15 protein-coding genes and 2 pseudogenes are annotated in these 15727 nt (G+C 42.4%); 12 read left to right on the top strand and 5 right to left on the bottom strand.

What is annotated here, in order from left to right:
* Positions 1-52: 52 nt before the first annotated feature.
* The 4 genes from glgC to NB504_RS03235 form a co-directional block, all read right to left on the bottom strand.
* Positions 53-1267, bottom strand: a complete 1215-nt coding sequence (gene glgC / locus NB504_RS03250; RefSeq protein WP_019282217.1) for a glucose-1-phosphate adenylyltransferase — start codon at positions 1265-1267, stop codon at positions 53-55.
* Between the two features lie 168 nt (positions 1268-1435).
* Positions 1436-3346 (bottom strand): diguanylate cyclase, encoded by a 1911-nt coding sequence (locus tag NB504_RS03245; protein ID WP_258428263.1) that lies wholly within the window; start codon positions 3344-3346, stop codon positions 1436-1438.
* A gap of 183 nt (positions 3347-3529) precedes the next feature.
* Positions 3530-4054 carry a hypothetical protein gene (locus tag NB504_RS03240; protein ID WP_017046411.1) on the bottom strand — a complete coding sequence of 175 codons (525 nt, stop codon included), beginning with the start codon at positions 4052-4054 and terminating at the stop codon, positions 3530-3532.
* Positions 4055-4190: 136 nt separating this feature from the next.
* On the bottom strand, positions 4191-4562 hold the full coding sequence (locus NB504_RS03235; RefSeq protein WP_258428262.1) for a YgiW/YdeI family stress tolerance OB fold protein: 372 nt from the start codon (positions 4560-4562) through the stop codon (positions 4191-4193).
* A 157-nt stretch (positions 4563-4719) separates the two neighbouring features.
* Between NB504_RS03235 and NB504_RS03230 the strand changes: the two genes are divergently transcribed.
* The 4 genes from NB504_RS03230 to modC are packed head-to-tail and all read left to right on the top strand — an operon-like array spanning position 4720 to position 8755.
* On the top strand, positions 4720-6195 hold the full coding sequence (locus NB504_RS03230; protein ID WP_258428261.1) for a cobyric acid synthase: 1476 nt from the start codon (positions 4720-4722) through the stop codon (positions 6193-6195).
* A gap of 1 nt (position 6196) precedes the next feature.
* Positions 6197-6970, top strand: coding sequence for a molybdate ABC transporter substrate-binding protein (gene modA, locus NB504_RS03225; RefSeq protein WP_258428260.1), 774 nt, complete (start codon positions 6197-6199; stop codon positions 6968-6970).
* A complete protein-coding gene (modB, locus tag NB504_RS03220) occupies positions 6960-7649 on the top strand; it encodes a molybdate ABC transporter permease subunit (RefSeq protein ID WP_258428259.1) in 690 nt (229 codons plus the stop codon). The genes modA and modB overlap by 11 nt, the downstream gene beginning before the upstream one ends.
* Complete coding sequence (modC, locus tag NB504_RS03215; RefSeq protein ID WP_258428278.1) at positions 7649-8755, top strand: molybdenum ABC transporter ATP-binding protein ModC; 1107 nt, start codon at positions 7649-7651, stop codon at positions 8753-8755. Before modB ends, modC begins: the two co-directional genes overlap by 1 nt.
* A gap of 117 nt (positions 8756-8872) precedes the next feature.
* Here modC and NB504_RS03210 read toward each other — a convergent pair whose 3' ends face one another.
* Positions 8873-9310: a DUF3069 domain-containing protein gene (locus tag NB504_RS03210; RefSeq protein WP_017046416.1), complete on the bottom strand. Its 438-nt coding sequence runs from the start codon at positions 9308-9310 to the stop codon at positions 8873-8875.
* Positions 9311-9448: 138 nt separating this feature from the next.
* Here NB504_RS03210 and NB504_RS03205 point away from each other — a divergent pair, with 138 nt between their 5' ends.
* From NB504_RS03205 to NB504_RS03175, 8 genes and pseudogenes are all read left to right on the top strand, one after another.
* Positions 9449-10423, top strand: coding sequence for a diguanylate cyclase domain-containing protein (locus NB504_RS03205; protein WP_258428258.1), 975 nt, complete (start codon positions 9449-9451; stop codon positions 10421-10423).
* A gap of 164 nt (positions 10424-10587) precedes the next feature.
* On the top strand, positions 10588-10893 hold the full coding sequence (locus NB504_RS03200; protein ID WP_026027203.1) for an Hpt domain-containing protein: 306 nt from the start codon (positions 10588-10590) through the stop codon (positions 10891-10893).
* A 4-nt stretch (positions 10894-10897) separates the two neighbouring features.
* Positions 10898-12073 carry an HDOD domain-containing protein gene (locus NB504_RS03195; RefSeq protein WP_019282210.1) on the top strand — a complete coding sequence of 392 codons (1176 nt, stop codon included), beginning with the start codon at positions 10898-10900 and terminating at the stop codon, positions 12071-12073.
* A gap of 35 nt (positions 12074-12108) precedes the next feature.
* The gene (locus tag NB504_RS03190) at positions 12109-12474 is read left to right on the top strand and encodes a response regulator (protein ID WP_019282209.1); all 366 of its coding nucleotides are present in this window, start codon (positions 12109-12111) and stop codon (positions 12472-12474) included.
* Positions 12471-13052 (top strand): chemotaxis protein CheC, encoded by a 582-nt coding sequence (locus tag NB504_RS03185; RefSeq protein ID WP_013867877.1) that lies wholly within the window; start codon positions 12471-12473, stop codon positions 13050-13052. Before NB504_RS03190 ends, NB504_RS03185 begins: the two co-directional genes overlap by 4 nt.
* Before the next feature lie 9 nt (positions 13053-13061).
* Positions 13062-13704, top strand: a pseudogene (locus tag NB504_RS18495) (PAS domain-containing protein); the annotation flags it as partial.
* Positions 13705-13769: 65 nt separating this feature from the next.
* Positions 13770-14369: pseudogene (locus NB504_RS18490) on the top strand (sensor histidine kinase); the annotation flags it as partial.
* Between the two features lie 26 nt (positions 14370-14395).
* Positions 14396-15727, top strand: coding sequence for a sensor histidine kinase (locus tag NB504_RS03175; protein ID WP_258428257.1), 1332 nt, complete (start codon positions 14396-14398; stop codon positions 15725-15727).

Genomic DNA, 15727 nt, shown 5'->3' with positions numbered 1-15727 from the left:
CTAAGGCTTCATTTTAATGAGGGATAAATTGAGTGGGCAAAAAAATATAGGTTTAGAATTGATAACTTTCGGGTACCACAACAATGCCATTTTCTGAAATACGGAAACGCTGGGCATCTTCAACTGGGTTTAAGCCAATTTGAGTATGTGGAGGGATTTTTACATGTTTATCAATAATACACCTTATGAGCTGACACCCTGCGCCGACTTCAACATCATCAAATAAAATGCTATCGACCACTGTTGCACCATCATCAATTCTGACGTTTGAAGAAATAATGGAGTGTTGTACAGAACCTCCAGAGTTAATCACACCGTTTGAAATAATCGAATTAATGAATATACCTTCGTTACCTGTTGCAGAAGAAACCGTGCGCGCAGGTGGGTATTGCGCTTCGTATGTTCGAATGGCCCAGTTTTTTTGGTATAAGTTCATTGGTGGAACGGGTTCGAGTAAATCCATGTTAGCGTTATAAAAAGAATCAAGTGTTCCGACATCTCGCCAGTAACAATCTTTAGCGACTCGCCCCCGGTCACCGCAAAACTCATACGCATAAACAGCATGGCTTTCAATCAATTTGGGAATGATGTCATTGCCAAAATCGTGACTCGAGTTTTCCAGTTCAGCATCATTAATCAAAGCACTTTTTAATACTTCCATATCAAAAATGTAGATCCCCATAGAAACTAAGCTGCGATGCGGATTATTAGGCATGGAGGGTGGGTCACTTGGTTTTTCGATGAATGAGGTGATCTTGAAGTCATTATCCACATTCATCACGCCAAAGGCAGAAGCTTGTTCTCTTGGGACATCCATGCAGGCGATAGTCAGTGCAGCATTTTTTTGCTTATGAGCTTCGAGCATAGAGGCATAGTCCATCCGGTAGATATGATCACCAGATAAAACAACGACGTGTTTGGCATCACTGCGTGAAAGTAGCCACATATTGTGATAGATAGCGTCCGCCGTTCCTTCGTACCATTTTCCGCCTTTTCTCATCTGCGGGGGGATCACAGAAATGAATTCGCCGAGTTCTGGATTGAAAATAGACCAGCCATCACGTAAATGTTTTTGTAATGAATGAGATTTATATTGAGTCAGGACCAAAATCTTTCGCAGCCCTGAGTGTAGGCAGTTGGTGAGTGTAAAATCAATGATTCGATATTTTCCACCAAAGGGTACAGCAGGTTTTGCTCTGTCATCGGTTAGCGGAGATAGCCGCGAACCGACGCCACCTGCTAACACAACGGTTAGTGTTTCTTGCATCTTATTTCTCCCTAAATATGTGCAATCTATTTACCATATTAGAGAGTAGTACAAGTTTTAAGCCAAAAGTAAAAATGATAGCGAACAATACGTTACAAACTAAGTTTGCGATAATTGCACGAAAATAAACCCATTTTATTTCTCGATGCACTTAAATGGTACTAATTGTTAAGCAAATTCTTCCATCTCGACACTGGTCAATACCGAGACAAGATTACGCCCCGAAGCTTTTGACTCATACAATGCAATATCGGCCCGTTTATACACTTCTTCTGGTTTTTCTGTAATGTCAGTGATGCCACCGCTGATCGACACTTCTAAACGATGATTTAAGTGAACGGCTACTCGTAAACGGTGCATGACCAACTCAGCTTCTGCCAGTGGTGTATGAGGCATAATGATGGCAAACTCTTCGCCTCCGATGCGAGCTAAAAAGTCCGTTTCTCTTAGGTGCTCACTTAATTGTGTTGCGACAGAACGAATGATCTTATCGCCTTCTGCGTGGCCTAATTTATCATTAATGCGTTTAAAATGGTCGATATCAATAATCGCTAAGCACGACTGCACTTGAGCTTGGTAACGTTTTACGCGTAAGCATTCGGAGCGCATTTCTTGATCAAATTTCCTGCGGTTCCAAATGTTGGTGAGCGCATCTTTCTCGCTGAGCTCACGCAGGCGATTTTCTAGCTCTTTGCGATGACTAATATCAACAAAGGAGGCCACATAAAACTGAATAATTCCGTCTGAATCACGGATGGTTTGAATACGTAAGATCTCGGTTTGCATTGAGCCATCTTTACGCTTATTAATGACTTCACCTTCCCATAACCCTTCGTCTTGCAGCACTTTCCACATATTCATGTAAAAAGCTTGATTGTGCTTACCGGAGGAAAAAACGGAAGGTTGTTTACCTCTTACCTCGGCTAAGGTGTAGCCGCTGATCCGGGTAAACTCATTGTTTACTTTGATAATGCGGTTATTACGATCGGTAATCACCATAGCGGACATACCATTCATCGCCGCCCTAGCCAGTTTGCTCTCGATACTGTTTTTATCGTGGTTTGCGTTCCAACGAATAAAACCGGCGGCAATCGTCATTACTAATAGCGCGATGCCAACTGCTTGAAAGCCAATTTTTAGCTCTGTGGCAGAAAGCAATTTATTGAGCGCATCACCATTTAATGACTGAATTAGGTAAATTGGCTCCATTTCTGGGAATATGGATTGCAAAGGAACTTGAGTAAAACTATACCAGCAGTTGTTATCCCATACCGTGCCAGAAGCTTGCTCTTGCATACTTTTCCATAGTATAGGGGCGACACTGTTAATATTCAGCAGGTGGTATTTCGACGGGTTTTCTTGCTGAGATAAGATCTCATTTTCATGATGAATATACTGACCCTTGAAACTGATGATGTCTGGGCGACTCAGTGAATTTAAACTCTGGTTAAATTTTTTGTACAATTGGGTTAAGTTAAGATTTGCTACAAAATAGCCTTGCCTTTTTCCATCAAAATCTATTGGTGCAATAATCCTAAATACTGCGGTTATCTGGGGAGCAGTACCATAATTTTCTTCTTCTCTTTCACTATCAACACCGAAGATCCCAATTTGGTTTGGGGAAAGGTTTTGCGCATACTGAAAATAGTCTCGGTGCAATTTGTTTTTTAGTTGTGATCTTGGTACTGCTTCTGTTGATCCATTACTCTGATTCACGCGAATTAATTCGTTACCCGCTATATCAAAAAGCCTGAGCCGAGAATAAAGGGTTTGAATACGAGCTGCTAATAACCAAAACGCCTGTACCGCTTCGATATTTTCGGTGGAGGGAAGACGTAATGCGCTGTACAACATGGTGTTGTTTGACAATATTTGAGTGGAATTGTAAACGTCATTAAACGCAGTAAGCAGTTCGTGCTTATTGTATTCGAGTTGAGCATGGCTTTTTTGTTCGATCATTTGCACAGTTTGTTCATGAGCTTTGTCGAATTCTTTGACGAAATAAAGAAAGGGCACAACCCCAAGCACGACACTAACAAATAGCCATTGAGCTAAGTATTTATAGAAAGAGCGAAACATAGCGGCACATATAAGTTATTGAGTGCATAGTATATCGCTGATATATGAGAAGTCGCTTCCAAATATCTGATATCGTGGAGTACATCAAATTTGTGGGGTAATTCTGTTGATACAAAGAGTAAAAAGAAGCGCACAAGTAGCGAAGAAGCATTATGCGCTTAAGCCTGAAGGCCGCTTTACGTTTTAGAACTGAAAACGAACATTCATGACGATCTGTGGGCCGTAAACGCCGTTGTTTTTGGTTTCAGCTCCTAACGATAATTGTTCGGTAGAGTGAAAACGTAATCCAGCGCAAAATACCGAGTGTTCATCGTTCTTACCCAGTTTAATATTGGCTTCAATTTGGCTCGATAACCAGATCCGGCTGCCAATATTAAACTCCAACTGGGTTTCGCTTTTGCCACCCTGTTCATCGGTAGGTCTAATGTGGTGAACAAGCATTTGTCCGTAGACATCGGCAAATTGGTTTATTGGACCGTTAAAGCCAATTCCGCCAGCGGCATCCCAATCTCCGTCAAATCTCGAATCGTAACGAGCGACCAGATGTGTATTATCGGTTAAATAAGTACTAAATTCTGCACCTGAGGATTCAGGGCTGATAGCGGTTCTGACTTCAAAAAAGTTATAATTAAAATTGTTAGCTTGCGCAGAGAAAGAAAGAACGCATGACAAACCGACTAGGCCTAGTGAGTACGCTTTTTTATACATGTACGCTTCGTCCTGAAAAGATGAAAATTAAGCTGAATAAGATACAGCAATGGCCTGCAAATTACAGGCCATTTTCACAAAAAAATCCATCTTATTTTTTGTGTTTTACCATCAAGAGAGCAATAAACAGTAATGATTATAGAACTTGGATCTGATCCACTTCGATTTCAGGTGTCAGTCCTCCTTCATATTCGCCATAAAGGCGAACCTTAGTCTCGGCATTGAGTGGTGCTGTGAAGTGGATATCATCATCCAGTTCTACTTGAATCTCACCGTTGCCATCACTGAATACGAATGTGTCTTTTCTGATTTGACGAATCAACTTTCCTTCAACCACAACATGCTTTTCTGTAAACATATTGGTGTCTTTTAGCAACGATTCCACGGACGTAAGTTTGATAGGACCATTGTAATTGATGGTATTACTGTTTTGGTTATGGTTACCTGCAAAAGCGAAAACAGGAGCAATAATCATCGAAGCTGCTAGGGCTAGTGTTGTACGTTTCATTTTTAATTCCTCTATGGGTTTGTTGTTTTGATGAAGCGATTTAAACACTAAGATGTTGAACACACTCTGAGCGGAACATTAATATTCCATTCATTTTATTGAGTGAGTAGCAGCTGTGACGGTATGATTACCAGCAAACGCCTATCGTAGAGTTAATATGGAATCAACATTAAGGTCATTGATGGTGCAGGGCACCACTTCCGACGCTGGAAAAAGTGTGCTAGTTGCAGGCTTATGCCGAGTGTTAGCACGTCGAGGAATAAAAGTAGCCCCTTTTAAGCCGCAAAACATGGCGCTCAATAGTGCGGTGACGGCCGATGGTGGCGAAATCGGGAGAGCGCAAGCTGTTCAGGCTCAAGCGTGTGGCGTTGAGCCATCGGTACACATGAACCCTGTATTACTCAAGCCAAATTCAGACACGGGTGCGCAGGTTATCCTGCAAGGCAGAGCGCTCTCTAATATGGAAGCAACGGGTTATCACGATTATAAGAAAGTCGCGATGAATACTGTGCTTGATTCCTACGCTCGGTTACAAGCCGAGTATCAAAGTGTCATGATTGAAGGGGCGGGAAGCCCGGCTGAAATCAACCTACGCGAAAACGACATTGCTAACATGGGGTTTGCTGAAGCGGCCGATGTACCTGTAATTATCATTGCCGATATTGATAGAGGCGGTGTATTTGCTCATCTGTATGGCACGTTAGCACTGCTTTCTGAATCGGAACAGCTACGTGTAAAAGGGTTTGTGATTAACCGCTTTCGAGGTGATATTGCGTTACTGCAATCTGGCCTTGATTGGTTAGAAGCAAAAACGGGTAAACCCGTTATTGGTGTGCTGCCTTATTTACATGGCTTTGATTTAGAAGCTGAAGATGCGATCACTCAAGCGCAAACCCTCAGCAGCAACAGTAAATTGAATATTGTGGTGCCAGTGTTAACTCGTATTAGTAACCATACTGATTTTGATGCGTTGCGTTTAAATCCTGATGTTGACTTGCGTTATGTGGGAAAGGGTGAACGGATCGAAAATGCGGATCTGATTCTGCTTCCGGGCAGTAAATCTGTAAGAGACGATCTTGCGTATCTTCGCTCACAAGGTTGGGATCAGGATATCAAACGTCACTTGCGTTTCGGAGGCAAAGTGATGGGCATTTGTGGTGGTTACCAAATGTTAGGTCGGGTAATTCGCGATCCACTCGGCGTTGAAGGTGAAGCGGGCGAAAGTGAAGGACTGGGGTTGTTGAACGTCAGTACAGAACTCACCGCTGAAAAAACGCTCAGGAATGTTCAAGGCGAGCTTATTTTACCGCAAGGTAAAGCGAAGGTCTCAGGCTACGAGATCCACGTTGGACGCACAACGCTCGATGATGCATTATCCTCAGCAATCATCACGTTAGACAATGGCAACCGTGATGGTTTATTAAGTGATTGCCAGCAAGTGTTGGGGACTTACATGCACGGAATTTTTGATGGTTTTCCCGCAACTGAGCTTATCTGTCGCTGGGCTGGTGCCGCTGATATAAGTTATTACGATCATGTGGCGCAAAAAGAACAAGCCATTAACCGCATTGCGGATGCGATTGAAGAGCATTTGAACTTGGCCTTATTATGGCCAGAATTAACGGAGCGTTAACATGAGAAAAATACTGCTCTCTATCGTCGCCATGCTGTGCTGCACGGCGGTTTATGCACAAGAGAAAATCACTGTTTATGCAGCGTCATCCATGACGAATGCGGTTAATGAATTGATTGCGGCTTACCAGCCGAAACAACCGTTAGACATTGTGCCCGTTTATGCGGGTTCATCCGCGCTTGCTCGTCAAATTGAGCAAGGTGCACCAGCGGATATTTTCATTTCAGCCAATGATAACTGGGTTACTCACTTGCTTAACAAGAACATTGTGACGAGCGATAAGGTCACATTGTTGGCTGGAAATCAGCTGGTGCTTATCGCCCCTCAATCGTCGAAGCTCAATTCGCTGGCGGTAAATGATGTTGCGACATGGCTTGACGCCTTGAACGGTTCACGTTTAGCGATAGGTAACACAATGGCAGTGCCTGTGGGAATGTATGCCCAAGAGGCACTAGAAAAGTTAAAAGTGTGGTCGTCGCTCGCCCCTATGCTGGCTCAAACCAATAACGTACGTTTAGCGCTTGCGCTAGTGGAACGTCAAGAAGCCGCACTTGGTATTGTATATAAGACGGATGCATTGATGAGCAATAAGGTCAAAGTGGTACACGAATTTGATTCAAGCCTACACAGCGCCATCCATTATCCTTTAGTGCAGCTGACTGAGCGTGATACGGTGAATCAATTCATGCTTTTTTTACGCAGCGATCAAGCAAAAAGTATCTTACAGAACTACGGTTTTAGCGTGATGACAGGAACGGATTCCTTTGCTTTCTGAGTACGAATGGGTTGCACTGCAACTGAGCTTAAAAGTCGCGATTTATACCGTGCTTTGGCTCTTACCGCTGGGAATGTTTTTTGCGTGGCTACTCGCCAGAAGGCAGTTTTGGGGTAAAAGTATATTGGATAGCCTAGTGCATTTGCCGCTCGTTTTACCGCCAGTGGTCGTGGGGTATCTTCTGTTGATCACCATGGGTAAACAAGGCGTAATTGGACAGTGGTTTGATAATATGTTTGGCTTGCGTTTCAGCTTCAGTTGGCGTGGAGCCGTGTTGGCGTGTGTCATCATCGCACTGCCCTTGATGGTTCGTGCGATTCGTTTAAGCCTTGAAAGCGTCGATCCTAAGTTAGAGCAAGCGGCTCGAACCTTAGGCGCTTCACCACTCAAAGTTTTTTTGACCATTACATTACCCTTAACGATACCCGGGCTGATCACTGGCGCGATGCTCTCTTTTGCTCGCAGCCTAGGTGAGTTTGGAGCCACCATTAGCTTTGTGTCCAATATTCCCGGTGAAACACAAACGCTTCCTCTTGCGATGTATAACTTTTTAGAAACGCCAGGAGCCGAAATGGAAGCGATGCGTTTGTGTATTATCTCCATCGCGATTGCCTTGGCTTCGTTATTCATTTCTGAAGTGATTAGCCGCCGAATGACTCGGCGCTTAGGGACTCAATGATGAGTGGGTTAAAGATTCAATTTGAAAAACAGTTAGGTGATATCAAGCTTAATGCGGATTTGGTTTTACCAAGCCGTGGTATTTGTGCGGTTTTCGGGCGTTCAGGAGCGGGGAAAACCTCCTTCATCAATATTATCAGTGGATTGGTGAAGCCTGAACTTGGTGAAATCGAGATCAATGGCCGCATCCTATTTAGCCAACGAAAAAAGATTAACTTGCCTGTTGAAAAGCGCAATGTTGGTTACGTTTTTCAAGATGCTCGATTGTTTCCACATTACACCGTTCATGGCAATTTAAACTACGGTGTCACAAAAAAGGATGCCGACCACTTCGCCGCCATCGTAAAATTATTGGCTTTAGCGCCATTACTTACACGTTATCCGCATGATTTATCGGGTGGGGAGAAACAGCGAGTAGCGATTGGCCGAGCCTTATTATCCAAGCCAGATATTTTATTGATGGATGAGCCGTTGGCATCGCTCGATATGCCGCGCAAACGTGAAGTGATGCCTTTTTTGGAAGAGCTGGCTCATAGCGTGCACATTCCAATTCTCTATGTGACGCACAGCATGAATGAAATTTTGCGTCTGGCTAATCATTTAGTTGTGTTAGAGCAGGGCGCTGTGCTGATAAACGGTGAGCTAGAGCAAGTGTGGTCTTCAAATTATATGCGACCTTGGCAATCATTTGCCGACCAAAGCAGTCTGTTTTCTGCCCACATCTGCCAGCACAACAAAGATTATGCGCTCACACAAGTCTCGCTTGCAGATGATGTCAAACTTTGGGTGCAATATGTGGAAGGCGAGGTAGGCTCTGCACTGCGATTACAGATCCGTGCAAATGATGTTTCGGTGGCGCTTGATAAGCCAAACCGGACGTCAATTCGTAATATTCTGCCTGCGCAGATTTGCCAGCTTGAAAAGCAGCCTCTAGGTACTGATAAACAGAGTGTGGGGATAAAACTCAAGTTAGGCGAAGGGTGTTACCTGTGGGCTGCGGTAACCAAATGGGCGGCCGATGAGCTACAACTGAATGTTGGTGATTCTCTGTATGTGCAAATTAAAGGCGTGAGCGTGTCGCAGCGTGATATCGTCTTAACGCATTAATATTTTTCATTATTAATGTATTGATTCAATAACCTAAGCCTCTCTTATCTCGAGTTCAGGTTCAATAGAAAAAGCCGTCATATAAAATTGACGGCTTTATGCTCAATGGTGTGCGTTTTATTTTGCAAACACGTCTTTAAAGTCGCGTTTTAGAATCGGGTCGCGGCGTGCTTTTTTGATCTGTTTAACCATATCTTTCACACAGTTATGCAGCACTTGATCAAGAAGCTCTGCTCGGTATTCTTCTTTATCTTGGTCTGTCATCTCTTTCGGTAAATTCAATGTTGGGAACTCCTCCATGACATTGACACCAGCAAAAGCTTGGCTAACAGAGATCAACGCATGAAACTGTTCAAAATTATCCAACACATTTTGCGCACTGGCTGGTAGAGAGTTCCAAGACTCGCGTACCGCTTCTTCAGAGACTTCATGTATAGACACGACCATGTAGTACATCTCTTGTGGCACTTGATCAAATTCAATTACTTGGCGCAATTCTGGCGAGATGGCGTCTAAGTCCACTACAGGTTGTTCGGTTTGCTTTACTTCAGACATGAAGATATCTCTTTAGGGGAAAAGCTACATGCTAAAAATTTATAGCGAAAAGTCAATATTGTGCGCAAAATTAAACAAAGAAAGTGAATAAATCTATGTTATACGTAAGCATATGATTGAAATTTAAAGGGGTTACAGATGGTAAGTTCGGGCTCTTCTATGAGGATCTTACTGGTCGATGACGTACAACTGGATCGAATGCAACTCACCATTCGTCTTAAACAGCTCGGTCATCACGTGGAAGCGGTTGCCAGTGGACAAGCGGCACTGGATATTTATCGAAAATTTGATCCAGAATTGATTTTGATGGATATTTCGATGCCCGGAATGAATGGTTTTGAATTGTCGAAAAAAATACGTTTACAACACCATGAATGGGTGCCGATTATCTTTTTAAGTGGACATGATGAACCATCGATGATTGCTAAAGCGATAGAGGCAGGTGGGGATGACTACTTAACCAAGCCAGTTGATAAGCTTGTGCTTAATTCCAAATTACTCGCGATGCAGCGTATTGCCAGCATGCGTCGAGAGCTGAAGCGAGCGACAGTCAAATTGGAAGAACTCAATCGAGTTTTGCAGCAGCAAGCGAATGAAGATGGTTTAACGCAGCTCTTCAATCGCCGATTTATGGACGATAAACTTAAAGAGATGATCAGCTGGCATGGGCGGCACAAATTTCCAATGAGCCTCATTTTAATCGATGTGGACTATTTCAAACGATTTAACGATAACTACGGCCATATAGAAGGAGATAACTGCTTGATTACCATTGCGCAAACGGTGAATCAGTTATTTGTGCGTACTGGTGAGTATGTAGGGCGATATGGCGGTGAAGAGTTTTTAGTGCTGCTGGGCAATGCCAATTATGAACAAGCACTGATTGCCGCTGAGCGAATCCAACAATCAATGATTAAAGCACACTATCCTCATCAATACAGCGAAATTGCCGATCATGTCACCTTATCTCAAGGTGTCATCTCGTTAACGCCGAATGGTACTGAGTCTATCGCTAATATTTACAATCTGGCCGACGAAGCCTTGTACCAAGCAAAGCATCAAGGTAGAAATTGCTTTATTTCTTACGATGTTACCAATGCAGCATTAAGCTAATACACACACTTCACTCGCTCTTTTTTGTTAGCACATAAGCAATATGGTCTACACTAGTACTAACGCTTTGGATTAGAAGTCAGGATGCATATATCAACTTTTTTGGCTTATGGGTGCACTTTATGGACGGATTGCAGTATTTTTCACCAGATAGGGTGGCGGACATGGTGGGTGAAGAGAATGTGAATGAGATGCTGTGCGGCTATCGAAAAAGCCTGTTGGAAGCTTTGAACAAACTTAGCAGTGCGCTTTGTTGCAACCAAGTTGAGGTGATTCACCACATTTCACACACCATGAAATCGTCATCTCGGTTTGTCGGAGCGGATGTATTAGCATCTGAATTCCAGAAACTTGAAGCCGCAACTGATAATCTAACCAATGTTACTCAAGACACCGAGTTTTCAATCAGTTCGATCAATGATCAAAGTAAGCTGTTGTTGGACGAAATCAACCAATATATGAATAAATAAAACGATGAAGCTAAGTGAGAATCAAATGGAAAAAGTACATTTGAAAGTCATGTGCATAGATGATGATGTTTTTATGCTTAAAGCCATTGCTCGTTTGATCAGGCGTATTCGTCCAGAATGGGAAATTATACTCGTTTCAGAGCCACTAGATTGGTTGTCAGAATGGAATAAGCATAATTGCCAACCGCCAGCCATTATCATTTCAGATTTACTCATGCCGCATAAATGTGGCGATGAGCTTTTAAAAGAGGTAAAGCAGTCTTACCCGCAAGTAGTGAGAGCTCTTTTAACTGGGAATACGCAGGAGAATTTGCCTCAAAAAGCGCATGCGTATTCCCACTTCGTACTGCCTAAGCCATTCACACAAGAGGACTTTGAACGCTTATTTGAATGTACCGAACGTCTTTATCAAATGCCGTTTAACAGTGAGTGTCGAACTAAACTCGGAAGCTTGAAAGATCTTCCGGTGTTACCCAATTCGATACACCGTTTACAACAAACTATTGCCTCTCCTACTTGTGATCTTCAATCAATCGCAGACACCATTAGCCATGAGCCTGTATTAGTCGCACGAGTGTTTCAAATTGCCAATTCTTCTTACTTAGGTTTTCGTCGAACCACAGATTCACTATCGGAAGCTGTTGGACGTTTAGGCGCGACTTTAGTGGAGAGCATCGCCATATCGTTATTGAGCCATCACGCTAACAGTTTAGTTTCAAAAAAGGCTCACCAAGATATTTCAGAACAGGCGCTGAGGGTGAGCTATATATCCCGTTTACTGGCTAAAAACTTGGGGTACTCCCTACAAGATAAAGATCGGGTGTTTGTTTCAAGCTTGCTTACCGCAATCGGAAAATTGATTTTGATGGAGGAAGGCGCTGATATCCATAATGTTGATTCTTTCTTAGAGCTTCAACAAGAATATGCTGATTACTACATAGTAACGGCATACATGCTGATGATATGGGGATACGGTTCAGAGATTGGAGAGATCGTTCTTAATCAAAGTAAGAGTGATTTTTTTTCAGATGACAAATCTGTTGTACTTGGCAGTATTGTGGGGCTTGCAAATCGTATAGAAGCATGTAAGGAAAATGAGAGCTACCAAACACTGATTGACGGTGTACCGAGTTCCATTGCAAGCGTATTAGTTGAGCTAAAACCCATATTTATTGAGTAATTATATAATTACTTTTTTGGTTAGAGGGAGCGAGCATGGCAATTAAAATTACAATAGCAGACGATTCAAAGATGTCGAGAAAAGCGGTAATGAGGGCGATTCCTGAAGAGTGGGATGTAGAAATCAACGAAGCCCAAAATGGCAAAGAAGCCCTAGTCAATTACCAAAATGGGTGCGCTGAAGTGATGTTTTTAGATTTGACCATGCCAGAAATGGATGGCTTCCAAGTTCTAGAATATCTGCATAGCATTGATGCTAAAAGTATTGTCATTGTCATTAGTGCCGATATTCAACCTTTTGCTCAGCAGCGCGTAAGAGAACTCGGTGCAGTCACCTTTTTGCAAAAACCACTTGACCCAGCACAGCTAAAACAAACATTGCACGAGGTAGGACTATTATGACAATGGCACTTTCAGAAGACCATAAAGACGCCCTACAAGAATTTATGAATATCTCAATGGGCAGAGCAGCAAATAAACTGGCTACCTTGCTTAATTTACACGTCACTATATCTGTACCCAGTATTGGAGTGGCAACGGATGAGGATTTAGCGCAACTGCAATCTTATGAAACCGATTATTACTACACTCGGCAGTCTTTTTTTGGTGGCATGGATGGTGAGTTAGTGACCTTAATGAGCAGAAAAGGCTGTGAACAGATAGTGAGCGATCTAAAACAATCAACAGGTGATGCTCAAGATGTCGTGAGCCTAGAAGAGAGCATTTTAGATATCTCGAATATTTTATCTGGTGCAAGTCTAAAGGGTCTATGTCAGCAAATAGACATAAAAACTAAAATTCAGTCTCCAGTGCTGTTTTATCCGTCAACACAGCCGCTCCCCATTTCTCAGTGGAAGCTATCTTTAATTATGGAAATCTCTTTTTTAGTCGAAAAAGCGTCATTCTCTGCTAAAACCATCATCTGTTTTGCAGACAACGAATTGGATAAGGTACTCATTCACCTCGATGAGTTGATGTAGGAGTTTGGAATGGGAAAAAGCCGCTTACTGCTTTCTGATCTGCTGGATCAACTCTCTTTTGCGTTGTGCATAGTACGGCAGGATTACATTATCGTGAAAGCTAATGACTATTTCCAATCCCGAGTCATTTTTGATGGTGATGTGATGCAAGGAAAGAACATACTTGAACTATTTCCCCATTCCGCAGACTACCTTAAACGAAAAATTGATACGGCATTGGTGATTGAAACTTCAAGCTTTAGTAGCTGGGAGCAAAAGCCTCATCTACTGCCCTTTAAAAGCTCCCGCCCTGTATCGGGCGAAGAAGATCAGATGTATCAAGATTTGGAGATCATCCCTATTCATAGTGAAGATGGGACCATCGAGCATGTTTGTATATGTGTCTATGATGTAACGATACAAGCTAGCCAGCAGCAGGAACTTAAGCGCATTTCTTATCAATTAGAACAAGAACATCAAGCGCAAAAAGTGTTGATTAAAAAACTCGAAGATGCACAAGGACAACTACTGCAATCAGAGAAAATGGCCTCTATTGGGCAGCTTTCGGCAGGCATTGCTCATGAGATCAATAATCCAGTGGGTTTTATCACATCCAATATTCAAACACTGAGTGACTATTTTCAAACGCTAGCCGCCGTTTTAGAAGGGATAAAACAACAGGTTTCACAAGCAAATAATACCGTTTTAGCTGCAAAGTGTGAGTCATTACTACAAGAGAAACAGATTGATTTTATTTTAGAAGATACGGCTGATTTGATTTCAGAATCACTAGAAGGTTCATCTCGAGTAATGGCCATTGTGAAAAATTTAAAAGAGTTTTCACACGTTGATGGTTCTGAATGGAGCTACGCAAATTTGGAAAACTGTATCGAATCAACGCTGAAAATCATCAATAACGAAATCAAATACAACATTACTTTAGAGAAAATATATCAAGAAAACGTGCCTGAAGTGTATTGCCAGCCGATGCAGATTAACCAAGTCCTTCTTAATATTCTTGTCAATGCAAGTCAGGCGATTGTCGGAGAAGGCACCATCACCATCTCATTAGCCAAGTTAAATGAGAAACAGGTTGAAATTCGCATTAAAGATACGGGAAGCGGTATTCCTGATGCGATTAAAGATCGCATCTTTGAACCCTTCTTTACCACCAAAGCGGTTGGGTCCGGCACAGGATTAGGTTTATCAGTTTCGTACGGGATCATCAATGGTCATAAAGGCACCATTGCAGTTCATAGCGAAGTGAATAAAGGTACTGAATTCATCATTACGTTGCCAATAGACGCAATCGAATTGGCTACACTAGCAATAGAGTGAAAATTATCGTTATTTGATTAGGGAGTATGCATGTGAGTAAAACCCAGCAACAGGAAGAAAATAGACGCTTTCAAGAAGAACACAGCTTGGACTCAACATTTCACTACGTCGTACTTTCTTTGCTAGGAGTTATGTTTTCAAATCAATCACAAGAAGACAAGTTAGATCAGTTTATTACTCATGTTCAGCCTTTATTCCCTAATACACATATCGTGCTATTTTCTTACAATTCTGAGCAGAGGCTCAAGATACTGCGTTCTAGTTTTCCAATCACCGATGCAATGAAGTTAGGCACATACCCGGTCTTAGCCGATACGGAGTTTAGTTACTTCCCTGATTTAGCCAATGATGCGGGGAAATTCTCAGACTATCACAATGACTTTCCTGCTTGGAAAAGTGGCGTTACCTTTTCCGTCTCCTCTCCGACGCGGCGCTATAGCCTGTTTCTTGCGCGAACAACGCTGAATGCTTTTGACTTAAGTGAATTAGAAAAAATCCAAGAAGGCATGTTACTGGTTGAGATGGCCTTAAAATTACTGTCGTCTATGCGGGAGAGCAGTAGTGATCTTCAACGAAATGAGCAAGATGCAAAAAGGGTTTCTTTAGGTAAATTGGCCGCCGGTGTTGCGCATGAAATCAATAATCCACTCGGCTTTGTGATGAGTAATTTCAACACGTTAAGTTCCTATCTTGCCCAAGTGAAGGCACACCCAGAGATCCAGCAGATCAACGACCGTCAGTTGGCAGAAATACTTGATGATAGCGAGTCTATCATTGTGGAAAGTTTAGAGGGGCTTTCGCGTATTAAAAACATTGTAGCGAGCTTGAATGTGTATTATCACGAGTCCAAATTATCAGTTGGAATGGTCGATTTAAGAGACGTGGTTAGCTCTGCAACTAATATGGTGTTGGGTGAAATGAAGCTGAAAGCACGCTTAAATTATGAACCTCCTCAAATACCATTTTATGTTCTAGGGCAAACCCATAAGCTCCAACAAGTACTGATTAATTTGTTAGTCAATGCGTTACAGTCATTCTCTCATACTGATGGTGAAGTCAATGTCGCCTTGTATATGGAAAACAGCTTATTAATCGAGAATAAATCGAGTGTCTGTCTATCGGTATGCGATAACGGTAAAGGCATTTGTCCGGAAGATTTAGTGTACGTTTTTGATCCTTTTTTTACCACCAAGCGTATCGGTGATGGTGCAGGACTTGGATTATCTGTTGCGAAAGAAATCATAGAAGAGCACCTCGGGAAAATTGAAATTCAGTCGACGATAGGTCAAGGAACCTGCGTCTATATTCGTTTACCGCTTTATGTTGCACCTCATCATTCGATGAAAGGATTGGGGTAA

The sequence above is a fragment of the Vibrio sp. RM-69-4 genome (genome assembly GCF_024743775.1).
GTDB classification, from domain to species: domain Bacteria; phylum Pseudomonadota; class Gammaproteobacteria; order Enterobacterales; family Vibrionaceae; genus Vibrio; species Vibrio anguillarum.
The sequence above is the reverse complement of the archived record's forward strand: the minus strand, read 5'-3'. Positions and strand labels throughout refer to the sequence as shown.